The organism is Vibrio sp. 1874 (assembly GCF_033344395.1).
GTDB classification, from domain to species: Bacteria; Pseudomonadota; Gammaproteobacteria; order Enterobacterales; family Vibrionaceae; genus Vibrio; species Vibrio alginolyticus.
This window is the reverse complement of record NZ_JAWPOR010000003.1, coordinates 165,184-189,694: the sequence shown is the minus strand read 5'-3', so window position 1 is coordinate 189,694 and position 24,511 is coordinate 165,184. Positions and strand designations below refer to the sequence as shown.

Annotated in this window: 25 protein-coding genes; 4 read left to right on the top strand and 21 right to left on the bottom strand. The window is 45.1% G+C overall.

Features of this window, described 5'->3' with window-relative positions; all coding sequences use genetic code 11:
- Positions 1–10 precede the first annotated feature (10 nt).
- Both hflD and purB read left to right on the top strand, forming a co-directional pair.
- Positions 11–628, top strand: a complete 618-nt coding sequence (hflD, locus tag R8N46_RS08275; protein WP_005378194.1) for a high frequency lysogenization protein HflD — start codon at positions 11–13, stop codon at positions 626–628.
- 153 nt (positions 629–781) lie between these two features.
- A complete protein-coding gene (purB, locus tag R8N46_RS08270; RefSeq protein ID WP_005378198.1) occupies positions 782–2,152 on the top strand; it encodes an adenylosuccinate lyase in 1,371 nt (456 codons plus the stop codon).
- Between the two features lie 133 nt (positions 2,153–2,285).
- Here the strand turns inward: purB and R8N46_RS08265 are convergent, their stop codons facing one another.
- The 9 genes from R8N46_RS08265 to htpX form a co-directional block, all read right to left on the bottom strand.
- Entirely contained in the window at positions 2,286–2,819 is a 534-nt protein-coding gene (locus tag R8N46_RS08265) for a DUF3833 domain-containing protein (protein WP_017821713.1), read from the bottom strand.
- Positions 2,819–3,412 carry a chalcone isomerase family protein gene (locus R8N46_RS08260; protein WP_017821712.1) on the bottom strand — a complete coding sequence of 198 codons (594 nt, stop codon included), beginning with the start codon at positions 3,410–3,412 and terminating at the stop codon, positions 2,819–2,821. The genes R8N46_RS08265 and R8N46_RS08260 overlap by 1 nt, the downstream gene beginning before the upstream one ends.
- On the bottom strand, positions 3,372–3,884 hold the full coding sequence (locus R8N46_RS08255; protein WP_213972290.1) for a DUF2878 domain-containing protein: 513 nt from the start codon (positions 3,882–3,884) through the stop codon (positions 3,372–3,374). The genes R8N46_RS08260 and R8N46_RS08255 overlap by 41 nt, the downstream gene beginning before the upstream one ends.
- A gap of 6 nt (positions 3,885–3,890) precedes the next feature.
- Positions 3,891–5,147, bottom strand: coding sequence for an SAM-dependent methyltransferase (locus R8N46_RS08250; protein WP_017821710.1), 1,257 nt, complete (start codon positions 5,145–5,147; stop codon positions 3,891–3,893).
- On the bottom strand, positions 5,141–5,959 hold the full coding sequence (locus R8N46_RS08245) for a DUF1365 domain-containing protein (RefSeq protein ID WP_115385866.1): 819 nt from the start codon (positions 5,957–5,959) through the stop codon (positions 5,141–5,143). The genes R8N46_RS08250 and R8N46_RS08245 overlap by 7 nt, the downstream gene beginning before the upstream one ends.
- Before the next feature lies 1 nt (position 5,960).
- Entirely contained in the window at positions 5,961–7,271 is a 1,311-nt protein-coding gene (locus R8N46_RS08240) for an NAD(P)/FAD-dependent oxidoreductase (protein WP_213904736.1), read from the bottom strand.
- A 12-nt stretch (positions 7,272–7,283) separates the two neighbouring features.
- Positions 7,284–8,009, bottom strand: a complete 726-nt coding sequence (locus R8N46_RS08235; protein WP_054577961.1) for an SDR family oxidoreductase — start codon at positions 8,007–8,009, stop codon at positions 7,284–7,286.
- The gene (locus R8N46_RS08230; RefSeq protein WP_005378211.1) at positions 8,006–8,425 is read right to left on the bottom strand and encodes a nuclear transport factor 2 family protein; all 420 of its coding nucleotides are present in this window, start codon (positions 8,423–8,425) and stop codon (positions 8,006–8,008) included. Before R8N46_RS08230 ends, R8N46_RS08235 begins: the two co-directional genes overlap by 4 nt.
- Positions 8,426–8,634: 209 nt before the next feature.
- A complete protein-coding gene (gene htpX, locus R8N46_RS08225) occupies positions 8,635–9,504 on the bottom strand; it encodes a protease HtpX (protein ID WP_005388085.1) in 870 nt (289 codons plus the stop codon).
- A gap of 509 nt (positions 9,505–10,013) precedes the next feature.
- On the opposite strand from htpX, the gene R8N46_RS08220 reads away from it, so the two are divergent.
- A complete protein-coding gene (locus R8N46_RS08220; protein WP_005378215.1) occupies positions 10,014–10,181 on the top strand; it encodes a hypothetical protein in 168 nt (55 codons plus the stop codon).
- Between the two features lie 82 nt (positions 10,182–10,263).
- On the opposite strand, the gene bioD is transcribed toward R8N46_RS08220, so the two are convergent.
- From bioD to bioB, 4 genes are read right to left on the bottom strand one after another with little or no spacing between them, the layout of a single operon-like run.
- Positions 10,264–10,950: a dethiobiotin synthase gene (gene bioD, locus R8N46_RS08215; RefSeq protein WP_005378217.1), complete on the bottom strand. Its 687-nt coding sequence runs from the start codon at positions 10,948–10,950 to the stop codon at positions 10,264–10,266.
- Positions 10,947–11,768 (bottom strand): malonyl-ACP O-methyltransferase BioC, encoded by an 822-nt coding sequence (gene bioC, locus R8N46_RS08210; protein WP_054866301.1) that lies wholly within the window; start codon positions 11,766–11,768, stop codon positions 10,947–10,949. The genes bioD and bioC overlap by 4 nt, the downstream gene beginning before the upstream one ends.
- Positions 11,768–12,919, bottom strand: coding sequence for an 8-amino-7-oxononanoate synthase (gene bioF / locus R8N46_RS08205; RefSeq protein WP_165935340.1), 1,152 nt, complete (start codon positions 12,917–12,919; stop codon positions 11,768–11,770). The genes bioC and bioF overlap by 1 nt, the downstream gene beginning before the upstream one ends.
- A complete protein-coding gene (gene bioB, locus R8N46_RS08200; RefSeq protein WP_005378222.1) occupies positions 12,906–13,958 on the bottom strand; it encodes a biotin synthase BioB in 1,053 nt (350 codons plus the stop codon). Before bioB ends, bioF begins: the two co-directional genes overlap by 14 nt.
- Before the next feature lie 129 nt (positions 13,959–14,087).
- On the opposite strand from bioB, the gene bioA reads away from it, so the two are divergent.
- Positions 14,088–15,368: an adenosylmethionine--8-amino-7-oxononanoate transaminase gene (gene bioA, locus R8N46_RS08195; RefSeq protein ID WP_115385863.1), complete on the top strand. Its 1,281-nt coding sequence runs from the start codon at positions 14,088–14,090 to the stop codon at positions 15,366–15,368.
- A 69-nt stretch (positions 15,369–15,437) separates the two neighbouring features.
- On the opposite strand, the gene R8N46_RS08190 is transcribed toward bioA, so the two are convergent.
- The 8 genes from R8N46_RS08190 to lrp all read right to left on the bottom strand — a co-directional run bounded on the left by R8N46_RS08190 (position 15,438) and on the right by lrp (position 24,503).
- Positions 15,438–15,704, bottom strand: a complete 267-nt coding sequence (locus tag R8N46_RS08190; RefSeq protein ID WP_132936554.1) for a DksA/TraR family C4-type zinc finger protein — start codon at positions 15,702–15,704, stop codon at positions 15,438–15,440.
- A gap of 137 nt (positions 15,705–15,841) precedes the next feature.
- Positions 15,842–16,285 carry a hypothetical protein gene (locus R8N46_RS08185; RefSeq protein ID WP_238854764.1) on the bottom strand — a complete coding sequence of 148 codons (444 nt, stop codon included), beginning with the start codon at positions 16,283–16,285 and terminating at the stop codon, positions 15,842–15,844.
- Positions 16,260–17,162 carry an N-acetylmuramidase domain-containing protein gene (locus tag R8N46_RS08180; RefSeq protein WP_104975211.1) on the bottom strand — a complete coding sequence of 301 codons (903 nt, stop codon included), beginning with the start codon at positions 17,160–17,162 and terminating at the stop codon, positions 16,260–16,262. Before R8N46_RS08180 ends, R8N46_RS08185 begins: the two co-directional genes overlap by 26 nt.
- A 203-nt stretch (positions 17,163–17,365) precedes the next feature.
- The gene (serS, locus tag R8N46_RS08175) at positions 17,366–18,673 is read right to left on the bottom strand and encodes a serine--tRNA ligase (RefSeq protein ID WP_005378225.1); all 1,308 of its coding nucleotides are present in this window, start codon (positions 18,671–18,673) and stop codon (positions 17,366–17,368) included.
- Positions 18,674–18,764: 91 nt separating this feature from the next.
- A complete protein-coding gene (locus R8N46_RS08170) occupies positions 18,765–20,120 on the bottom strand; it encodes a replication-associated recombination protein A (RefSeq protein ID WP_031781169.1) in 1,356 nt (451 codons plus the stop codon).
- Complete coding sequence (lolA, locus tag R8N46_RS08165) at positions 20,121–20,747, bottom strand: outer membrane lipoprotein chaperone LolA (protein WP_005388103.1); 627 nt, start codon at positions 20,745–20,747, stop codon at positions 20,121–20,123.
- Positions 20,748–20,808: 61 nt separating this feature from the next.
- Complete coding sequence (locus R8N46_RS08160; protein WP_054575123.1) at positions 20,809–23,856, bottom strand: DNA translocase FtsK 4TM domain-containing protein; 3,048 nt, start codon at positions 23,854–23,856, stop codon at positions 20,809–20,811.
- A gap of 152 nt (positions 23,857–24,008) precedes the next feature.
- Positions 24,009–24,503, bottom strand: a complete 495-nt coding sequence (gene lrp, locus R8N46_RS08155; protein ID WP_005378234.1) for a leucine-responsive transcriptional regulator Lrp — start codon at positions 24,501–24,503, stop codon at positions 24,009–24,011.
- Between the last annotated feature and the right edge of the window lie 8 nt (positions 24,504–24,511).

Sequence of the window (24,511 nt, the reverse complement as noted above, 5' to 3'; positions counted from 1 at the left end):
GAGTCGTTACGTGGCGAATACACTTTATGACCGTACTATCGCTTTCGCTGGGATTTGCCAAGCTGTTGCTTTAGTTCAACAGGTAGCGAGAAACGGACATTGTGATCAAGATGCTTTTGAAACATCAATCAACGCTATTTTGAGCACTAACCCTGCTAACACAGTTGGCGTATTCGGTCGCGAAGCCGATCTAAAGCTCGGCCTAGAATGCTTGGTTAAAGGGATTGATAGCACACCATCAGGCAGTGAAATTACTCGTTACATTATTAGTTTAATGGCGTTAGAACGTAAGTTAAGCTCTCGAAACGATGCTATGTCTCAGCTTGGTGATCGTATTCAAATGGCCAAGCGTCAGTCAGAGCACTTTGAGCTACTAGACGATCAAATGATCAGCAATTTAGCGAGCATCTATCTGGATGTCGTTAGCCCTATTGGCCCACGCATTCAAGTAACGGGCACGCCATCTGTACTGCAGCAGACGGCAAGCCAACACAAAGTTCGTGCGCTGTTGTTATCTGGCATTCGTAGTGCAGTTCTTTGGCGTCAAGTTGGTGGTAAGCGTCGCCACCTAATCTTCGGGCGCAAGAAGATGGTAGAGCAAGCACAAATCCTTCTTGCTCGTCTGTAGTAAAATATCAAGTAAGCAGCTCGCGTTTATCGCGAGCTCATTTTTTTCGACTAAAACAAATCTCGCGCAAACGTTTGCGCAATATTCGTGACAATTGCCACAGTTATTGGTATAAAGCTCACGAAATTTAGAAACCCAATTCAGGAGAACATCATGGAACTGTCAGCATTGACTGCTGTTTCACCAGTAGACGGCCGTTACGGAAGCAAGACAATTGCGTTACGCGAAATTTTCAGTGAATACGGTCTACTAAAGTACCGTACTATCGTTGAAATCCGCTGGCTACAAAAGCTTGCTGCTACTGCTGAAATTGCAGAAGTGCCAGCGTTTAGCGCAGAAGCAAACCAATTCCTAGACGACCTTGCTGCAAACTTCTCTGAAGAAGATGCACGCCGTATCAAAGAGATCGAGCGTACAACTAACCACGACGTAAAAGCGGTTGAGTACTTCCTAAAAGAGAAAGTAGCAGACGTTCCTGAACTGCACGCAGTAAACGAGTTCTTCCACTTCGCATGTACTTCTGAAGACATCAACAACACATCACACGCTCTAATGCTTAAAGAAGCGCGTGAGAACGTGATTCTTCCAGAAATCCGTAACCTAATCGACGCTATCAAAGCACTAGCAGTGGAATACCGCGACATTCCTCTTCTATCTCGTACACACGGTCAGCCTGCTTCTCCATCTACTATGGGTAAAGAAATGGCAAACGTGGCGTACCGTATGGAGCGTCAATTCAAGCAAATCGAAAACGTTGAGATCCTAGCGAAAATCAACGGTGCAGTAGGTAACTACAATGCACACCTTTCTGCTTACCCAGAGCTAGATTGGCACAAGTTCTCTGAAGAGTTCATCACAGAGTCTCTAGGCGTAACTTGGAACCCTTACACAACTCAAATCGAACCGCACGATTACATCGCTGAGCTGTTCGACGCTATCGCTCGTTTCAACACTATCCTGATTGACTTCGACCGTGACGTTTGGGGTTACATTGCACTAGGCCACTTCAAGCAAAAAACTATTGCTGGTGAGATCGGTTCTTCAACAATGCCTCACAAAGTTAACCCAATCGACTTTGAAAACTCAGAAGGTAACCTAGGTCTTGCGAACGCTGTATTCGGCCACCTAGCACAGAAACTGCCTATCTCTCGTTGGCAACGTGACCTAACTGACTCAACGGTTCTACGTAACCTTGGTGTTGGTGTTGGCTACGCTATCATCGCTTACACTTCGACACTTAAAGGCATCAGCAAGCTAGAAGTAAACCGTGAAGCGCTTCTTGCTGAACTAGACAAGAACTGGGAAGTACTAGCTGAGCCAGTACAAACCGTTATGCGTCGTTACGGCATCGAGAAGCCATACGAGAAGCTGAAAGAGCTAACTCGTGGTAAGCGTGTAGACGGCGAAGCAATGCGTAACTTCATCGACGGTCTTGAGCTTCCTGAGCACGAGAAAGCACGTCTGAAAGAGATGACACCAGCGAACTATATCGGTCAAGCAATCGAGCTGACAGATAAGCTGTAATACTCCTGTAACGACCAGATACTTAAAAGGTTGACGCGAAAGCGTCAACCTTTTTTAGTTAGGAGAGTTAGGTCGGGAGAAAATAATTTTAGTTATATGGAATGGATTATTAATTGAAGATCAGCCCCATTTGTTATGGCAGCTTTTGGAAGAACAAGGTTATTGTTCCTACTTCCACACCAAACTTTTTTATTTTCGTTAGATTGAAAACGTGTCTGTCATCCTGACGATAAAGCCAATCATCAAAAGCAACCGTCACTGATGAATCCTCCATTTGTAGCTCAAAGTCATATTGCCACTGTAGCGCATTGCCCTGCTCTTCCCCTGTTGCCACACCTATAATATCGTCTGCCTTACCTTCATAACGACCGTCTTCTAATCTAGTGATAACCCAAATTCGCTGGTCCACCTCTCCGTCATCAAACACGAAGTCTTCCACCAGCGTCAGCGTATCACCCGCTACAGTACCCACTATATCGACTTCAAAGCGACGCGTTTGCTGTCCGGTATAATCTTGCACCATCCCCCACGCCTTTATGTCGCCTTCGAAATAACCGAATACGTCAAAAGTCGGTTTAGAAGAGCGGTAATTATCAATGTCTGCGGAACATGCCGAAAGAAAAACAGCTGCCACTAAAGTCGCTGATTTAAAAATTCGTTTAAACACTATCTAACCTGCCCTATCAATTGTTTTCGGAGTTTCGGAAATTCTGTGTTGGGTGATAACCATATAGCCAAAAATGCATCGTTCATTCGTTCGTCTTCAATGATGCCAACGTTCTTTACTTGCACGTCCCCAACCTGCTTATAAAAAAGCTGACCAGATTTTCCATCTGTTAGATAAGTAAGCTCGTCACCTTTTTGAATATCAGGAAACATACGATCGAGCTCGCTGATCCAAGCTTTTCGATATGAGTCCGTAAAACCCAATTTCGCCCACTGCTCATCCGTCACATCAAGCAGCTGTTGCTTACTGATGTCTCTCTTGTAATTAATTTCCAACGCAAGGGGATGTGGCGATACGTCATCGCTTACGATGAACTTTCCATCAGGCGCTTTTAATCTTGAGTGATAAATATCGAAGATGAACCAAGTAAGTTGGGCTTCTCCAACAGTTTTCCATCCCTTCCAATTCGCAATGTTGCTAGCAGCTTCGCTGTTTCCAACAGGTTGAGCTTGCAGAGCAAAAGAGCCAGTTACTATTACCAACGCAAGCAGCCTAGTCAGTCTCTGAGTTAAGTCTCTCTTCAAGCTTTTCATTTCCGTACACCTTGAGTATCAAGAGCATCATGACGCACCATTCGACAAACAACATTGCCAGTGTAGCGCCAGTGCTAAATCCAAATTCAACGGCTTGGAGCTTATAGCCAGCAAAGTAGCTCGCTGTTCCTCCGAGTCCGCCTACTATTGATACGTAGGTTTTTGGGAAACGGTACAAAATTGACTTGACTTGATAGGCATACCAGGCGAACAGAATCCAAAGGCACAAAAGCCAAAGGGGTAACCATTGAGTGGCAAACATGAAAATTGAAAATTGCTGATTTAATGTATCAAGCACGAGACCAATCGTGGCGATAACACCAATACTTTTGAGCGAAGATGCGTCAGTTTTCAAACAATATAGTAGGGTTGCCAAAGTAAGGAATAACGTCACCCATTGCCATTGATAGGTTCCAAGCACCGCTGCAAACCAGCAGAGTTGGAACCATGTCGAAGCAAGAAACACCTTCATAACGAACTACGGGCGTTGAAACGTCATGTGAACGGCACTGATCGTGCGAGCCAAAAAGCCACCTTCACAGTAGCTCAAATAGTAGCGCCACATACGCACAAAGCGGTCGTCGTAGCCAAACGAGCGCACTTCATTCTCTGCTCGATTAAAACGTAAGTGCCATTCGTTCAGCGTCTTGGCGTAGTCCAAACCAATATCGAACAAGTCTCGCGTCACTAAGTCACTGTACTTTGTTGTTGCTTGGGTTAGTGAGGTTACCGACGGTAAAAAACCACCCGGGAAAATGTACTTTTGGATAAAGTCGACGTTGTTACTGTAGTAATCGTAACGCTGATCGGCAATCGTAATCGCTTGAATCGCCATCAAGCCACCAGACTTCAATAAAGACTCACAGACCTTAATGTACGAAGGCAGGAATTGTTTGCCCACAGCTTCAATCATTTCAATAGAAACGAGCTTGTCATAAGTGCCGGTTAAGTTACGGTAATCTTCTTTGAGTAGTGTGATTTTATCTTCTAAGCCACGCTCTTTGATTTTTTGCTCCGCGTACGCGTGTTGCTCTTCAGATATCGTTGTTGTGGTGACCTGACAGCCGTATTGTTCGGCCATGTAAATCGCCATAGCGCCCCACCCAGTGCCAATTTCAACAACATGATCAGTGGGCTTCAGCTCAAGTTGCTGACATAGACGATCCATTTTGTTGATTTGAGCCTGCTCTAGAGAGTCGTCCGCATGATTGTAAAGCGCCGACGAGTACAGCATATTGGTGTCAAGGAACGCTTCGTATAGGTTGTTACCCAAGTCGTAATGCGCATGGATATTTTTACGTGAGTTCTCTTCAGAGTTTCTGTTTGACCAATGACTGAACTTGTACAGTATTTTAGTCAACCAACTGCCTTGCTCTTCGAGTTTATCTAGAGCACGCATGTTAAGGGCCATCAGTTTCATTAATGAGGTTAAATCGGGGCTATCCCACCACCCATCCATATAAGCCTCACCAGCAGCAATACTGCCGCCCTGCAAGATCCGTGAATAAAAGCCTGGATGTTTTACCTCTATAGTAGCGACAACAGGTTGACCACTGTACTCCCCATTTGGCGCACTAAAACGCTCGCTTCGCTCTGTCGTTTCCGTCTTAAAACTTTCAATAACTGTTAAGCAGCCGATTTCCATTTTTTGCAGACATTGAAAAATAACTCCGCGAGCCGCTTTTTGCGTTGTCGTCAATTTACGCGGCAATGTCATAGAACTAGTATTTAACATGCAGAATTCTCCTTGTGCTTTTTATTTTTTTTGTCTGTTTTTTCAATATCGGCTTCTATTTCTTCATGCGTTGAATATTTAGGATGAGAATAAAAAGGTGCGCCTTTCACCCAAAGTTTTAATGCGTGCCAATAAATACCAACCATTACTTTTACCGTTTGTATTGGTGTAACGATCAAACACCTCAATAAGGTTTTGCTTGAAAGTGGCTTAGCTTTCATAACCATGGTGGCATCAAAGTGTTTCTCTCCTTTGTGACATTCAAGATGAATATTCAACTTGTCTGTCAAAGGCTTAATTCTCCAGCGGTAGAGTTGGTCAATCGGGTTGAATGGTGAAACATGGAATGCTTTATCTTGTTCCCAACCAAACTTTTCTTCTTCTTTATCTGCTGACACCACGTAGTAATGTCGTTCATTCCAAGGAGTGTTACTCACCTCTGCGAGGACATACTTCCATTCTCCTTCCGTGTTATAAACGTAGTAGAAATTAACGGGACTGAAATAAAGTCCTAGATAACGCAAGTGACAGACTGCGATTACCTTGCCGGTACAGCGAACACCTGTCAGTTCTTCAATTTTGCTGTGCACTGCCGACTTGACGCTACCTTCACCAATGTAATCACTGCGTTTGAAGCGTGCCCAATGCCACCAACGCGAACCAAAACCCCATACTTTTTTCTCTAAAGCATCGAGCTCGTCTACATCGATGGCGGGCATAAATAAAGAGTAGTTCAACTCATGATTCACAGGCGTGAATCGACGGTGACGAACGTTGCCTATAAACAATCGGCTGTTCATTTGGCTATCCATATCACGCTGCGCCTTTTTCGAAAGGAACCACATTTTGTTCGCGGTACTTTTCTTCTAGTTCTTTCACAACATCAAGCGCGCTACGCACGCCATCTTCATGAAAACCGTTGTACCAATAAGCGCCGCAGAACCAGGTACTTTGTTTGCCCTGTATCTCATCTTTGCGCTGCTGCGCTGCAATAGACTCAGTGGTGAATACTGGATGATGATAAGTGAACGAACGCAAGACTTTATTTGAGTTAATTTGCTCAGTACTGTTCAACGTTACACAAAACGTGTGCTCTGATTGAATATGTTGAAGAATGTTCATGTTATAAGTGAGCGAAGGGAGGCGTTGCTGTTCCTCTTCACTGCCTTCCAATAGGTAGTTCCATGATGCCCATGCTGCCTTACGTTTTGGTAGTACGGCAGAGTCGGTATGAAGAACAACTTCATTTGCTTGGTATGTCATATCCCCCAAGATTTCCTGCTCAATTGGGCTAATATCCTCTAGCATTCTCATTGCTTGATCACTGTGACAAGCAAAGATAACGTCATCAAACCAATGCGTTTCTCCGCGAACTTGAACGCCAACCCCTTTTTCGTTGCGAACCACTTTTTTGACAGGACTATTAAGACGAATACTCTCGGCAAAGCCTTTGGTCAATGGTGGAATGTATGAACGTGAACCACCTTTAATCACATACCATTGTGGCCGGTTAGTCACATCTAGCAGACCGTGGTTGAGGAAGAAACGTAAGAAGAACATAAGAGGGAATGCACGCATGTCAGCTAAAGTCGACGACCAAATCGCAGCACCCATCGGTAATATGTAGTTATCGGTAAAGAAAGCACTGAATTTGTGTTCATCAAGGAACTCACCTAACGTCTGAGAGTGCGAGGATTGCTCGCTAGCGAAGCGCTTGGCAAGTTTATTGAAACGAAGTATCTCGAAGATAAATCGATAAAATTTAGGGTTTGCCCAGTTGCGTTTTTGAGCGAACAATGTCGACACTGTGTGGCCGTTGTACTCTAGTCCGTTCCCATCGTTTCTGACACTGAAGCTCATTTGAGTCGGCAGACCTTCAACGCCAATCTCGCTCATCATTTTAATGAAATTAGGGTACGTACGGTCGTTATAGACGATGAACCCAGTGTCTATCGCGTATTCTCTACCATCAAGGCTCACATCAACGGTTGCAGTATGGCCACCGATGTAATCGTTCGCTTCAAAAAGCGTTACATCATGTTCTTTATGCAAGTAATAACCACAAGTAAGGCCAGAGATTCCCGTTCCCACAATCGCTATCTTCTTTCTTCCTGCTGTTTTCATTTTTATTCCTTCTTATGATACGAGTTTAGCAGTTAGGCGAGCTTGCCAACTGTATGGAAGTAACGAGATAAAACGTAAAATACTGGTAAATCTCGCTGGGAAATAGATATAGGTCTTGTTGGCGGCTAACTGCTTCCTGATAGAGTCCGACGCTTGCTGAGTAGAAATGATCATTGGCATTTCGAAGTCGTTTTTGTCAGTCAACGGCGTTTCAACAAAACCAGGAAACACCGTTACCACTTTGATCCCTTTCTTTTTCAAGTCGACGGCGAGCGTGCGTGCAAAATAACTGACTGCCGCTTTGGATGCGCCGTAAGCTTCTGCACGAGGCAGTGCCACTTCTGATGCGATAGAGCCAACAATAACAATGCGGTGCCCTCTCTCTAAATGTACTTGGCAGCCTTCAACGCAGTTGGCAACACCGACAACATTTACGTTCATCACACGCGCCATGAGTTTCGCGTCGACCACTCCCTCATCCATGTACTCACAATCGCCTGCGTTAAAAACCCATGTGTTTGGCGTAAAGGGCAAATTAGAGAGCGCCTGCTGAGTTTCCTCATAATTTGTCACATCAAACTGCAATGTATGAATTTTGGAAGAAACTGCCTCCAGTTCTGCAAGAACATCTTGATTCCGACCACAAGCAATCACATTCCATTCTGAGGTCGCGTAATCTAGGGCAAGCTGTCTTCCTATTCCGGAGGTGGCGCCTGTGATTAAAATGGTGTTGTTCATTGTCCTAACCTCTGCTTGATGGTTTTAACGACTGAACCAAGTAATGGTAAATGCTCATAGAGCATCTCTCCGAGATCAAAATAGTCTCGGTGATAAATGACCTGACCTTCGCTAAATTTGAGGTGCGAAACACCATTGACGAGAATAGGCGCACCCTTCTGAAGTTTGGGATGCTGAAGGTCCATTGTCCAAGTTAGGAAGCCTGTATCTCCGACTTGTTGATGCTCATGGATTACAAAATCACAACTGATGACGTTGGCATATAATGAGGTGAAATAATCCGAAAGTGCTGGCCATCCTTCTAAACGATGCGCTGCGTCCTCAAATACTACATCTTGGTGATATATATCCTTAAGCAGATGTAAGTTCGCTTTGTTGAGCTTTTGATAGATATTGCCAACAGACTGTATGTCCATTTTTTACTCCTACACGCCCATTAAGTTGTACAAAATTATTATATGTACAAGATAGTTCATTCCTCCAAAGTTGTACAAAAATAATTTTGTATAACTTTATTTCTGTAAGTAGTACGTGATGAAGTTCGCACGCGATCAATCGGCGAAAAAAAAGGCTTGGTCAAAACCAAGCCTTTTCAGCAGATTAACAATTATTTAAGTAGGAACAATTAGTATTGCTGGCCTCGCAACGCTGCAATACGTTTATCTAGCGGAGGGTGGCTCATTAGTAGCTCAGTCAGCGACTGCTTGCCATTGATACCAAACGCCATCATGGTGCCATCCAGTTGAGATTCATGACTCACCTTCAAACGCTCTAGAGCCGCAATCATTTTTTCTTTGCCAACGAGGCGCGCAGCACCTGCGTCCGCGTGGAATTCGCGATGACGGCTGTACCACATAGTCAAGAAGCTAGCTAGGAAACCAAATACCAGTTCAAGCACCATGGATACGCCAAAGTAAACCATCATATTTGTACCTTGGCCTTCTTCATCATCGTTCGATGCCACGATATTGGCAATAAAGCGTGATAGGAAGATAACAAACGTGTTCACGACACCTTGCATCAACGTCATCGTGACCATATCACCATTTGCAATATGGCTCACTTCGTGTGCAAGTACTGCCTCTGCCTCATCACGAGTCATATTGTGTAAAAGACCAGTAGAAACTGCGACAAGAGAGTCATCTCGTTTTGCACCTGTCGCAAATGCATTGATATCTGGTGAATCATAAATAGCCACCGTTGGCATACCAATACCCACTTGTTGAGCTTGACGACCCACAGTTTCGACTAACCAATGCTCCGTTTCGTTGCGCGGGCTTTCAATGACCATACCACCAACCGAGCGTAGTGCCATACCCTTTGACATCATCAACGAAATAAATGCGCCACCAAAACCAAATACAGCAGCCATTACAAGTAAACCTGACAGACTGCCTGGTTGCATTCCAGTTACAGCGTAAACAATATTCAGAACAACACTAAGCACTAGCACGACAGCTAGGTTAGTTGCTAGGAATAACATAATTCGCTTCATTACTTTTCTCCGAGGAAGCTTATCGTTTTTTTAAAACGGATTGTTATAAGGAACAAATGGTAATCGCTATAAAAGCCAATTCCGTTGATTTTCATGTTCCGTGCGTTATAGATATAGTCTATCCGCGATAAAAACAAGGTTAAGCAATAAATTGCAACATTTGTTTTCGGGACTGAAATATTTGATTCAAGCGATTTCAAAACATGCTTTGGTAGGAGCTGGAACCTCCGTTCATATACATTTATCAAAATGATAAAATAAGCTCTGAGCTACCCATCATCTATTGATAGATGATCTTGGTGTTAAATCTATCACCTCTTCGCAACTTAGCTAGAAATTTTTTAATAGACCAAAAACAGTACGTTAGCTCTGCTATAGACTTTGGTCTTATTGTGCGGCCACATGGACATGCTAAATTCGAATGAGATGAACAAAACAGAGCCACTCTAAGTACATTGCAAAAAGTGCATTGGGTGAGCTCAAAAACTCCATGTATTGAGGGAAAAACCATGGTAGAAACTAACGACTATCAAATGGCTATTGATTTACTACGTTGTCACCTAGGCATCTCAGAGGACGAGGCAAAGCAACAACTTGGTATTTCAACCGATCATCATATGTCTCAGCGTGTTGCAGAAACACAACAAGCATTGATGGGGCTCAGCCAAGATAAGTAATCTGACTTTTTAGGTTACACCAACAAGAAAGGGCTGCATTGCGCAGCCCTTTGGGTTTTTTAGTCTTTTATCCTAAACACCATTAGTCAGTGTTTAGCAACGGCTCTACATTAATGTACTTGCCTAGCTCTTTGCGTTTAGCACTTGGAATATATGGAATTTCCCCAAGCTTAGGTGCATCGATACGTGCTTCTAGCATCTCGATAATGTCAGCGTAGTGCTCTGTGCCAGGGTTGACGCGGTTTGCCACCCAGCCAACAAGATTCAAACCATCCGCTTTAATACTCTCCGCTGTGAGTAAAGCGTGGCTCAAACAGCCTAATTTAATGCCAACCACCAGTACAACAGGTAACTGCTCTTCTTTTACCCATGTAGATAAACAGTCCGTATCGGATACTGGCACACGCCAGCCTCCAGCACCTTCAACGAGAACAACATCGGCTTGCTGCTTATGTTGAGCCAGTTTTTGACTCAGAACATCGTAACTTATTTCGACATGTTCATGCTTCGCTGCAATGTGGGGAGAAGCAGGCAACTCTAAAGCGTATGGGTTCACATCATCATAGGCCACATCGAGTGTTGCGGCGTCTTGTAAGTGTAAAGCATCAGAGTTACGCCATCCCGCTTCAGTCTTGTCACTCCCTGCTGCCACTGGCTTATAACCAATAGTATTTAGTCCTTTTGCTGCAATCGCTTGCAAAATGGCTTTAGACGCTACCGTCTTTCCAACATCAGTATCCGTACCAGCAATAAAAAAAGCATCAATCATAGATGTATTACTCCAAAACAAACCTGATAACTTGCAGGTAGAAGACCTTGATCGTTTTTAAACGCTTGGTACGCATGCTCAACTTGCAACAAAGTCTCGCGACTAGTTAAACCGTGTGAGCGCCCGCTTACGTGATTTGCACCTATACCTTTGAGGTCACGCATAACTGAAAATGCAGAGTCGTACCAAACTGTGATGGTGGTCAAGTCTAGTTGATGGCTGTCACATCGAGATTGCGCTAACGCAATTTTTACCTGATTGAGCGTTAGAAAGTTATTGACGTGTTGATATGCATCAATTTTTTCCCATGATGCACGCAGCTCATACAGTGATCCATCAACCAGTGTAGAGAACCACGCTTTCCCACCATTTTTTAGCACGCGGCGCACTTCTTTTAGTGGGTAACTTAAATCTGTACACCATTGCAGCGCTAAACTTGAAAACACGTAATCGAAGCTATCATCGTCAAATGGTAAGTTTTCAGCATCAGCAACTTGGTAGTGCATTCGTACTGCACCACAACGCTGCTCTGCTTTATCTAACATGGCTTGAGAGATATCGCCGCAGACTACTTCCGCACCGCGTTGTTGAAGTAGTTGGGAGAAATAACCCGTGCCACAACCTAAATCCAATACACGTTTTCCCGTCAAGTTTTCAGGAAGTTTATCAAGCAGCTGATGCCCGACATCACGTTGAAAAGCCGCATGTTTATCGTATGTTTCTGCTGCTTTACCAAACGAAGAGGCAATCGCGTCTTTATCTTGATGGAAACTCTCTAACGCGAGCGTTTGCGCTAATGCGGTAGTTGCATTATCCATTACAGCGCTCCTAATGCTTGCTTCAATGCCATTGAAAGCGTTTTAACTTGTTCGTTGGTGTGATTGGCAGTGAGTGTGATTCGAAGGCGAGACGTCCCTTTAGGCACCGTCGGTGGTCGAATAGCGGTAACCCAAATGCCGTTTTGGCGACAAGCGCTCGCAACCTGCAAAGCCAGTTCAGATTCACCAATCACAAACGGCTTAATCGAAGTCTGAGTCTCAACAAAGCCCTCCAGATCGCTGAGGCAGTCTCGATACACTTCACTAAGCTCTGAAAGCTTTTCACGTCGCCAAGACTGCTCTTGAACGATAGAAACCGCATGCGTTAGCGCATAGGCTTGTGCCGGAGGCATCGCTGTGGAATACACATGGTGACGAGCAAACTGAGTTAAAAAGTCCCCCGTTGCGTGGTCACATAAAATAGCCGCGCCAGACATACCAAACGCTTTGCCGAAAGTAACGATCAGTATCTCGGGTTTAACCGTTGCCAACTCACAAGAACCACCACCGGATTGACCAAGAACGCCAATACCATGAGCGTCATCGACAGCAAACCATGCATTGTGGCTATCAACGACAGCAGCGATATCGCTAAGCGGCGCACAGTCGCCGTCCATGCTGAATACCCCTTCAGTCACAACTAGATGGTTGTCTTCGCTATTAATCAGCGACTTTAGGTGCTCGATGTCATTGTGTTTGAAGCGCTTCATCTTAGCTGGTGATAACGCCCCCGCTTCCATCAGTGAGGCATGGTTCAAACGGTCTTGGATCAATACGTCTGATTTTTCCAACAAGGTGAACAACAAGGCTTGATTAGCACTGAATCCAGAACCAAACAGAATTGCTCTGTCGTAACCCAACCATTCGGTCAGTGCGGCTTCTAAATTGCTGTGCGCGGCACTAAAGCCAGTCACCATCGGTGATGCTCCACTGCCACTACCATATACGCTTAAACCTTGCTGCCAAGCCCGAACAAGCGCTTGGTCATTAGCCAATCCCAAATAATCATTACTTGAGAAATTAATGTAGCGTCTACCTTCGTGTTCCAAAACGGACTGGTTACCGGCAAACACCACATTCATAGAACGATTCAACCCTTGCGTTTTACGCTCAGCAAGGGCGGACTCGATACGAGATTTAAACGCTGGCATCGTAGAAAAGGTCGTCTTTTGTCGGACGGGCAGCAACGCGCTCTACGACGCGATCGAGTAACTCGTTTTCTTCGATTTCATCAGGCTTTTGAGACACCTCTTGGCTGTTAATACCGAGCTTGTTGAACAGCATCATGTCTTTGTCTTCTGAAGGGTTTGGCGTGGTCAGAAGTTTGCAGCCATAGAAGACGGAGTTTGCACCCGCCATAAAGCACAGCGCTTGCATTTGTTCGTTCATGTTTTCACGACCAGCGGATAAACGAACGGCTGATTGAGGCATCATGATTCGTGCAATCGCAATCAGGCGAATGAAATCGAATGGCTCAACATCATCCACTTCTTCCAGTGGTGTGCCCTTCACCTTCACGAGCATGTTGATTGGAACGCTTTCAGGGTGTACCGGTAAGTTCGCCAATTCAACCAATAAACCAGCTCGGTCGTTAGCACTTTCACCCATGCCGATGATGCCACCAGAACAGATCTTCATGCCAGCATCACGCACGTGAGACAAAGTATCTAAACGGTCTTGGTAAGTACGTGTGGTAATGATGTTGCCGTAAAACTCAGGAGAGGTATCTAGGTTGTGGTTGTAGTAATCCAGACCTGCGGTTGCCAATTGCTTTGCTTGATCTGGCGTCAGCATGCCTAATGTCATACACGTTTCTAAACCCATGCCCTTCACGCCTTTGATCATGTCGGTCAAATGCGGCATATCACGCTCTTTCGGGTTTTTCCATGCGGCGCCCATACAGAATCGAGTAGAACCAGCATTTTTGGCTTTTTGCGCAGCATCGAGTACGCGTTCTACTTCCATCAGGCGCTCTTTTTCGATGTCTGTGGTGTAACGAGCACTCTGAGGACAGTATTTACAATCTTCTGGACAAGCACCTGTCTTAATCGACAGAAGCGTGCTTACTTGAACATGGTTGGTTTGTTGATATTGACGATGTACAAGCTGCGCTTCGAATAGGAGATCCATGAATGGTTTTTCCATGAGATCGCGCACTTCAGCATGCGTCCAGTTATGACGAACTTCCACGTGTATTCCTTTAGTCACTTTTGTTGTTGTGTTGACAGTCTACTGAGTCTCGATAAACTGTCAACACAACACAAAAAACAAAGTTTACATCTGTTTATTTTTTAATCTTAATTGTTATTGGAATCGCACATGGATCTCGCCTTCGACCGCCAGCATATCTGGCATCCTTATACTTCGACATTGACACCTCTGACCTGCTACCCAGTGGCATCGGCAAATGGTGTTCACATTAAATTGGAAGACGGTACTGAGCTGGTCGACGGCATGTCTTCTTGGTGGTCGACGATCCACGGCTACAACCACCCGCATTTAAATCAAGCCGCTCACCAGCAAATCGATCAGGTCTCTCACGTGATGTTTGGCGGGATTACCCACCAGCCAGCAATCAGTTTGTGTAAGAAGCTATTGTCCCTTGCACCAAATAACCTTGAACATGTATTCCTTGCCGATTCAGGCTCCGTTGCCGTAGAAGTCAGCTTAAAAATGGCACTGCAATATTGGCATGCAAAAGGCGAACGCCGACCGAAGTTTCTTACTTTGCGACACGGTTATCACGGCGACACCTTTGCGGCTATGTCGGTTACCGATCCTGATAACTCAATGCACTCTCTTTACAAAGGCTTTTTGCCTGAGCATATCTTTGCGGAGTCACCAACTTGTGGTTATTGGGATGAATGGAAGCCAGAGGACCTTACTGACTTCGAGCACAAGATTGAAACGCACCATGAAGAACTTGCTGCGGTGATCCTAGAACCTATTGTTCAAGGCGCAGGCGGCATGCGCATCTACCATCCAGAATTTCTCAAAGGCGTGCGTAGGCTTTGCGACAAATACGGCTTGTTATTGATTGCAGATGAGATCGCTACCGGATTTGGTCGTACCGGTAAGTTGTTTGCCTGCGAACATGCAGACATTCAACCAGACATTCTGTGTGTCGGGAAAGCACTCACTGGCGGCTACATGACCCTCTCTGCGACTCTGGCGAGCAAACACGTAGCAGACACCGTTTGTGGTGGTGATGCAGGCTGTTTTATGCACGGTCCAACCTTTATGGGGAATCCACTCGCCTGTGCTGTTGCCACCGCAAGTTTGGAATTGATTGAGCGAGGTAATTGGCAGCAACAAACCCAACAAATTGAAACGCTGTTTTCTGAGTTACTACCAAAACTTGAAGAATACGAGTTGGTGAAGAACACCCGTTGGCTAGGTGCCATTGGCGTAGTGGAGACGCATCGCCCTGTGAATATGGAAACCATCCAAGCCTTGTTTGTTGAACACGGAGTTTGGATTCGTCCATTTGGCAAACTGATTTATATGATGCCGCCGTTCATCAGCAAGCCGGAAGATATTGAGAAGCTAGTTAACGCGATTGATGCTGCGTTGCAACGTAAAGACTGCTTCGCTTCATAGTCCAATTCAATACGAAAACGGTTTGAGTATGAGACTCAAACCGTCTCATTATTTATTAGAACAGTAAAGTTATCGGAGTTGACTGTCTTTACTCGCTCGTCGATTGAACAATGCTTGGCGTTGAGACACCAATTCGATTGTTGACTGACATTCGATACACAAACGAACGCCTTTCATAGCAAAACGACGTGCTTCTGGGATCTCATCACCACACTCATCGCAATAATGGGCGCTTTCACCCCTTGTGATACTGCCACGAACACGGGAAATCTCGTCGTCTATTGTGTTTTGAATTTGTTGGCTGACGCTATCGTCATTTGCCCACCCTACGGCCATAAGCCCTCTTCGTTACTTGAATGAGAAAATCTACTTACCGTGGTAAGGTGGATGATTATATCGATTACAAATAACAAGATAATTAGGATAAATTCGAAAACACTATTACGTTTTAGTAATAATTACTCTGTAATCGATTATTCGGCACTCTCATGGAAAAGCAATGCAAGGTTACTCATACTCCCTTCCTCACATTCAAAGTACTGCGTTTGCTCAGGCTCTCTCAAAGTAACACTGAGTATTTTCTCTACCTCACCAAACTCCTCGCTAAAGTACTCACTGACTAATATGACGCGCTCACCAATACTAAATTCCAGTGACTTCTCATCTACCAACGCTCGATGATACTGGTCTAATTTAAAGTCCTTTACAGCTAAGGTTCTTTCAATACTGCTCCCCCCTAAGTTAAGCTCCGACAGTAGAACCTGACTGTTTATATTTTCTATTGATATTTCTAGACGGTTAGGATGTGAAGCATCACACTTAAATAGCGCAGTATTAGTGTGGCTGGAAGCACAAGCAGATGAACTAAAAATAAGTCCAAGCAAAGAAATGTTACGCAGCATTTTTAATCGAAGCATATTTTTTGTAAGCCTTTTCTAATTTGACGTCGTATTGATTTTTCTGATACTCAGAACCATTGTAACCACGAGCAAAGGCAGCCCAATTTTTATCTCTTATATGTTCACCTAAGCCAGACTTTTGGATAAACGTAACAAAAGCCTCAAGTTGTTTCTTCTCTGACTCGAATACAGCTTTAACAAAGGATTCAGCGGTAACATGACCAGCTAACTTGAAATTAAAGCCCATAATTTGGAAACGTCCCCAAGATGCGGAGCGGATTGCTGCATTTGAATTCAGTTCAATCGCTTTATTTAAACGTACGTATTCTGAGATACCACCAACATACAGACTTCGATTCCAATGCCGACTTGAAATACTTGGATGACTGTTATCGTAGGCTCTTGAAGTGAGTCTCGAAAATATATGAGCCTCAAACAAAATCTTTGGCTTACCATTGCTAAAGTAGGCTTCTCCTCGGCTCTCAACTTCCGCTACAGCTTTAATAGCAGCGACTTCGCATTCAAGGGTTTCAGCTACTTTGCGATAATCCAAGTCCGTCAACGCATCTCTTGAGCCAACCAAAGGTAACGTATATGCCACCGCAGTCTCAGGTGTTCGTTTTAAATAATCATTCAGCTTACGATGGCTTCTTCCATTCACATCTATCCTTCCATCTGGACGAACCATCCCAACAAGGCTTTTCTGAAAAGCTTTAATTGCGGCGACAGTCTTGGAGTTTTCCGGTCTAGAGCCTAGTTTCCCATCCACTTTAAGTTCCTTTACTCCCTTTAAAGAACCAAGCAATTGGTTAATAGACCTTTGTACCGTACGAATATCAGCATCCACATTTTTACCACCCAAGCCAACAGAGCCGCTTATTCTTATTGAAGCCATGAAAGTACCTCCTCTTTATCTTTTGGAGGAGCTTGTCACGCTCAATGAAGCTTAGAAAAATATCATTAGGGACTGGTTTTTATAATTTAGGCTAACTATGCAATACCTCATCCTACATTTACATAACAACGTATTTTCACTCGACGCAGATAACAAAAAACCCAGCACTAAGGCTGGGTTTTGGTGTTCTAGTGGTTAATGAATTAACCGATGTGCGTTGCGCCCGCCATGTACTTCTGAAGTACTGTAGGGATTGCAATACGGCCGTCTGCTTCTTGGTTGTTTTCTAGGATAGCAACCATTGTACGACCTACAGCTAGACCAGAACCGTTTAGCGTGTGTACAAGCTCAGGTTTCTTCTCGCCTTTACGACGGAAACGCGCTTGCATACGACGAGCTTGGAAGTCCCACATGTTAGAACATGAAGAGATTTCACGGTAAGTTTCTTGAGCAGGAACCCAAACTTCTAGGTCGTAAGTCTTACGAGCGCCGAAGCCCATGTCACCTGTACATAGAACCACTTTACGGTAAGGAAGCTCAAGAAGTTGTAGAACTTTCTCAGCGTGACCTGTTAGCTCTTCTAGTGCGTTCATTGAATCTTCTGGCTTAGTGATTTGTACTAGCTCAACTTTGTCGAACTGGTGCATACGAATCAGACCACGAGTGTCACGACCGTAAGAACCCGCTTCTGAACGGAAACATGGCGTGTGAGCTGTCATCTTAATTGGTAGATCCGCTTCGTCAGAAATCGTGTCACGAACTAGGTTCGTTACAGGTACTTCTGCAGTAGGGATTAGAGACAGTTTACGTGGCTCTTCGTCGTTTACTTTTTCCGCTAGAGGCTCTGTGTGGAAAAGATCTTTACCGAACTTAGGAAGCTGACCAGTACCGAATAGGCTGTCAGAGTTTACTAGGTAAGGTACGTACATTTCTGTGTAGCCGTGCTCTTCAGTGTGAAGATCTAGCATAAACTGAGCGATTGCACGGTGTAGACGAGCGAATTGGCCTTTCATCACGATGAAACGTGCGCCAGTGATCTTAACTGCACTTGCGAAGTCTAGACCGTCGCCCATTTCGCCTAAGTCAACGTGATCTTTCAGTTCGAAGTCGTAAGACTTTGGCTCACCCCAACGAGAGATTTCAACGTTGTCGTTTTCATCTTTGCCATCTGGCACTTCATCTGCTGGGATGTTTGGTACAGAAAGCGTGAATTCGTCTAGTTGAGCCATTACTTGCTCAAGTTCAACTTTCTTCGCATCAAGATCGCTACCTAGCGTACCGATTTGTTTCTTGATCTCTTCTGCGCCTTCTTTGTCGCCAGCCGCCATTTTTTGGCCGATTTGCTTGGAGATGGAGTTACGCGTGGATTGTAAATTTTCTACTTCTACTTGAATGGACTTACGTTGTTCTTCAAGTTTACGAATAGTATCTACGTCTAGCTTAAAGCCACGACGCGCCAGTTTAGCAGCTGTTTCATCCAGCTCTGTACGAAGTAATTTAGAATCCAGCATTGTTAATCCTATGCTTTTTGTTGTGAAATCACGCGCACTTTCCAAGCGTACGCGTTAAAAAAATTTACTGAACAAATGTATCCAAAAACGCCTACTTTTCATAGCGCTTTTGTGGGCTATTTGCGTCTAAAGTAGCCAAGTAATCTAACTTTTCGCCGATTTTGGTCTCTAGACCACGATTTGTCGGCTGATAGTACCTACGATCGCCCATTTCAGGTGGCAAATATTGCTCACCTGCTGCGTAAGCACCAGGCTCATCGTGAGCATAACGATACTCAGCCCCATAACCCATGTCTTTCATCAAACTGGTTGGCGCATTTCGAAGGTGATGCGGCACTTCATATTCAGGTAAGTTATGAGCGTCCGTGAGCGCTTGTTTCCATGCTGTATACACCGCGTTACTTTTTGGCGCACACGCTAAGTACACGATCGCCTGTGCAATCGCACGTTCACCTTCTGCTGGACCAACGCGCGTAAAACAGTCCCACGCGGAGAGTGCCACTTGCATGGCTCTAGGGTCCGCATTGCCGACATCTTCCGATGCTATCGCAAGTAATCGACGGGCAATATAAAGAGGATCACAACCCGCAGCAATCATACGTGCAGCCCAGTAAAGCGCCGCATCTGGGTTAGAGCCACGAATGGATTTATGGACCGCAGAGATTAAGTCATACCAGATATCACCTTTGTTATCGAAGCGAGAGACTTTCTCCCCTGCCACTTCAGCCAGCAACTTAAGCGTGATCTCTTTTTCACCTTGCGCATTGTCTTCTGCCATGTCGTAGAGCAGCTCAAGATAATTGAGAGACATGCGAGCATCACCGTTGACCAGTTCTGCTAGGCGGTCTAATACGTTATCAGCGAAATGTGCGGGTGTATTGCCCAAACCACGCTCTTTGTCACTGATCGCTTGATTCAGCGCCAGTGAGATTTCATCTTTATCGAGAGACGTTAGCTTGTAGACACGTGCACGTGACAGCAATGCGTTGTTTAACTCAAACGATGGGTTTTCTGTCGTCGCACCAATAAAGGTAACCGTGCCATCTTCGATATGCGGTAAAAACGCATCTTGTTGAGATTTGTTGAAGCGATGCACCTCATCCACAAATAAGATGGTGCGGCGGCCCGCCATTTTGTTCTCACGTGCTTTCTCGATTGCAGCACGAATTTCTTTCACACCAGACGTCACGGCAGACACGCGCTCTACTTCAGCATTGGCATAGTTTGCAGCCACTTCCGCTAATGTCGTTTTGCCTGTGCCTGGTGGTCCCCAAAGGATCATAGAGTGAATGTGACCCGCCTCTAGCGCACGGCGCAGTGGCTTACCAAGGCCTAAAATGTGCTGCTGTCCAATGTATTGCTCGATTGTTTCCGGTCTCATACGAGCAGCAAGGGGACGAAAATCTTCGTCCCCCGAGAAATCTAATGTGTAATTACTCACTACCAATTAATTCCTTTGGTCATCCACTTCCACACCTTTTGGAATTGTGAATGTGAATCTGTCTGCTTTTGGTTTACCCAGCTTCACGTTGTTAAAGGTGAACAAACCTTTTTGACCGTCTTGCTCAACCACGTTGAAGCCTTTCACGACACCTTTGGCATCAATATTAATCTGGAATTGACCTTGTGTGGAGTCTACTGCGGTAGGAATGAGAGTGAACTGGTCACCTTTTTGAGATATTTTGTAGTTATTCCAATCACTTGCTCGGTTACGCGTTAGCAAAACAAATGGCGTTTGCTCTGTTGCTTGCTCTTGCCAGTAGATGCTCACTTGCTCGATGAATGGGCTGTAGTACCACAATGTCTTACCGTCAGAGACCAATAGGTTCTCATCAGGGAATGTTGTACTCCAACGGAACAGGCTTGGGCGGGCAATTTCAACCGTACCTTCTCCTTCCATAACCGTTTCGCCTTCAGGGCTGATAACCTGCTGAGAGAAATCCGCACTAAAGCCATCATTCATAGAAAGGCGTTTGTTTAATTCATCTTTAGGAGATGCTGCGTGTGCAGTAGAGAAGAGGGAAAAGCTTAAAACAAGCGCGGAGAAAAGTTTCGCTGAAAATAGTTTTTTCATTCAGATACCTATTATTAGAACCACTCACCTCAGTTGGACTGAGGTGAGTAACACAAGTTCATTAATCTTTTGGTGGCGCAGGTGCCAGTACTTCACGGTTACCGTTATGACCCGGAGCACTTACGATGCCCTGCGCTTCAAGCTGCTCTACAATACGGGCGGCACGGTTGTAACCTATCTTAAATCGGCGCTGAACACCGGAAACCGAACCTCGACGTGATTGAACCACGTGCTCAACAACTTGATCGAAGAGCGGGTCTACATCTTCATCCGCTTCCATTTGCTCACCTGGCAATAGACTTTCTGGAGTTTGATCTCCACTGATGATCTCTTCAATGTAGTTCGGTTTACCACGCGCTTTCCAGTTGTTTACAACAGCATGAACATCATCATCTGATGCAAATGCACCGTGAACACGAGTTGTATGACTTGATCCCGGCGGTAGATACAACATATCACCCATACCAAGTAGTGATTCTGCGCCGCCTTGATCTAGGATTGTACGAGAGTCCGTTTTAGTCGATACCGTAAACGCAACACGAGTTGGAATGTTCGCTTTAATTAGACCGGTAATAACATCAACCGATGGACGCTGAGTCGCAAGAATTAAGTGAATACCTGCCGCACGCGCTTTTTGCGCCAAGCGAGCAATCAGTTCTTCAACTTTCTTACCTACCACCATCATTAGGTCAGCAAATTCGTCAACAACAACGACGATGTAAGGCAGCTTTTCTAGCAATGGCGGTTCAGTATCCATGCTGTCGCCTTCCTGCCAGAACGGGTCATGGATTGGGTGGCCCGCTTCTGCTGCCATCTTCAATTTTTCGTTGAAGCCCTTCACATTACGTACACCTAATGCCGACATCAATTTGTAACGACGTTCCATCTCGCCCACACACCAACGTAGAGCATTTGATGCGTCTTTCATATCAGTCACAACTTCAGAAAGAAGATGAGGGATACCTTCATAAATAGAAAGCTCTAGCATTTTCGGGTCAATCATGATGAAGCGTACATCTTCTGGACCTGCTTTATACAGCATGCTCAAAATCATCACGTTCACACCCACCGACTTACCAGAACCTGTTGTACCTGCTACTAGCACGTGAGGCATCTTCGCAAGATCGGCCACCACGGCTTCACCCGCAATGTCTTGACCTAACACAACCGTTGTTGGTGACGTTGCTTGCTCAAACTGAGGGCTACTGATGACATCAGATAAATAGACCGTCTGACGACTCATGTTTGGCAGTTCCAAACCGATGTAAGGCTTGCCAGGGATTACTTCCACGACACGTACCGCCATCGCAGACAATGCACGCGCTAAGTCAGTTGAAAGACCAGAAATACGACTTACTTTCACCCCCGGCGCCAAATCAAGCTCAAAACGAGTGATCACTGGACCAGGATAAATACCAACCACATCGGCTTTGATTTTGTAGTCAGCGAGTTTGCTCTCTACCAATCGAGCGACCTGCTCTAACGCATCACGGTCGATAAAGTTTTCACGTTTTTCTGGATGATAAAGCAACTCGAGCGTTGGGAGTGGCTCTTCCGGAACTGGCAAGTTTTCTTCTTTCTGTACCAAAAATGGGTTCTGTGTTGCAGCGACTTTGGCTTGCGCATTGGAAACCATATCTTGGAATGCGGTAACGTCTTGGTCGTTGTCTTGGACCTCTTCTACCTCAACTTTTTGAGGTGCAGGTTCAAATGTTGTTGAAGGTGTTGCAACTTGCTGATGAGGCGTTGTTGGCTGTACTTGCTGCGCAGGCTGAGACTCCACTTCGTCTTCATCATCTAACACATCAAAGTCAGAGATCGTAGGCTCAATATGTTGGCTCGATTCCGTTTGCGCCGTGATGCTATCTAATACAGCAGAATCAATTGCAGGCTCTTCATGTACAGGATGCTCAATACTTGGCTGCTGTACTTGCTCTGCTTCAAATTGTTCGTACTCCGCATAATCTGGTTCAACACTGATCGGTTCTTCTGTAGCTGTATGTGGCTCTACATAGGAAGAGTAAGTGTCTGCAAATGATGGGGCTGCCTGTTCTTCAGTTCCCCAGTCATCTGCTTGTTGCGCCGCTGCTTCAAGCTCTTCTATCGTAACATTCAGTTGCTTGGTGCGTTCCAAGAGCGGATCAACGTTATCCGTGTTAACCGTATGGATAGGTTGTATTTGAGGCTCAGGTTCAGAATAAACTGGCGCAGCATTAACCGTAGCCTTGCGTTGTGGTGGCGTCGGTTCTACCATCGCCTGTTCCGCAGGCTTATCAGGTTTAGCTTGCGGCATATAAATAGGATACTCATGCGCTGGCGCCGGCTCTTTCGGTTCATCAACATCGTACGCCGTTAAATGAGGAAGCGGCTCATCATCAATTTCATGGTCTACATTATGTTTAGGCGTAGAGACTTTATCTTCTACAAACTCATCAAGCTGAGGTTCTAAAACTTCCTGCTCTGAACCTCTTGCCTTATTTGCAAGCGCGGCAATTAGTGCTAACGCACGATCACCAAGCCATTCCACGATGTTAAGCCATGAGATGCCAGTGAAGAGCGTAAAGCCCGCTCCCCACAAGAACAGCAGTACCAATGTGGTACCGAGTACATTCAATGTAGGTAAAGCGAGGCTAGACAACACATCCCCGACCACACCTCCGGATGAAAAATACCAAATGTCATCAAAATTAATATCGGCAAGACCGCAACTGGTCATAATAAGGACGACAAGACCGAGCAGCCTTGTACCCCATAGCATGAAATCAATTGGCTCATCTTCTCCTCGTTTACGGCAAATCACCCATGCAGCCGCCGCTAGCAAGAAAGGGATTGGGTAAGCGAGAGAGCCAAATGTGAAGAATAGAGTATCGGCTAGCCAAGCGCCGAAAAGGCCACCAGCATTATCGATATCCCCTCCCCATGCGGTTTGGGACCAAGAAGGATCGGCCGGACTGAAGGTAAATAGTGCAACCGCAAGCAATACCGAGCTAAGAACGCCAACGATAAAGCAGCACTCTTTTAAGCGTTGGAAGCCATTTAAGCGTGAAGACTGGGGCTCTTCACTGGTTTTGATAATGGTTTCGACTTTCTTTGCGTTCTCTTTGAACATAAATCAACTTGAATATGGAAATGAAATAGGAAATTGCAAAACATTCCGAGCGGCATCAAGCCGCTCGGTAAATTGATTTAACCATATCAAGGAGAAAAACCCAATTACTCTCTGGCGAAAGCGGAAGCATATACCGCTTTCTTTGCAAGAAATTAACGAGTTTTGATCACAAGCTGGTTAGATTGTTTCACTTCTTCCATAACAACGTATGTGCGAGTGTCATTTACGCCAGGTAGACGTAGTAACGTATCGCCCAATAGTCGGCGGTAAGCACCCATATCTGATACACGGGTTTTAAGAAGATAGTCAAAGTCACCTGAAACAAGATGACACTCTTGTATGTCGTCTAGCTTTTGAACAGCTGAGTTAAACTGCTCAAACACATCCGGCGCACCACGGTTTAGCGTAATCTCAACGAATACTAATAGTGATGCATCCAGGAACTGCGGATTCAATAATGCAGTATACCCTGTGATATAACCCTGACGCTCTAAGCGACGTACACGCTCCAAACATGGCGTTGGAGAAAGTCCCACACGTTTTGAAAGCTCAACGTTTGAAATACGACCGTCTTTCTGCAGCTCATTAAGAATGTTGCGGTCGATACGGTCTAGTTCCTTGGACGGCTTTTTATAGTTGTCTGCCATTTTTTATT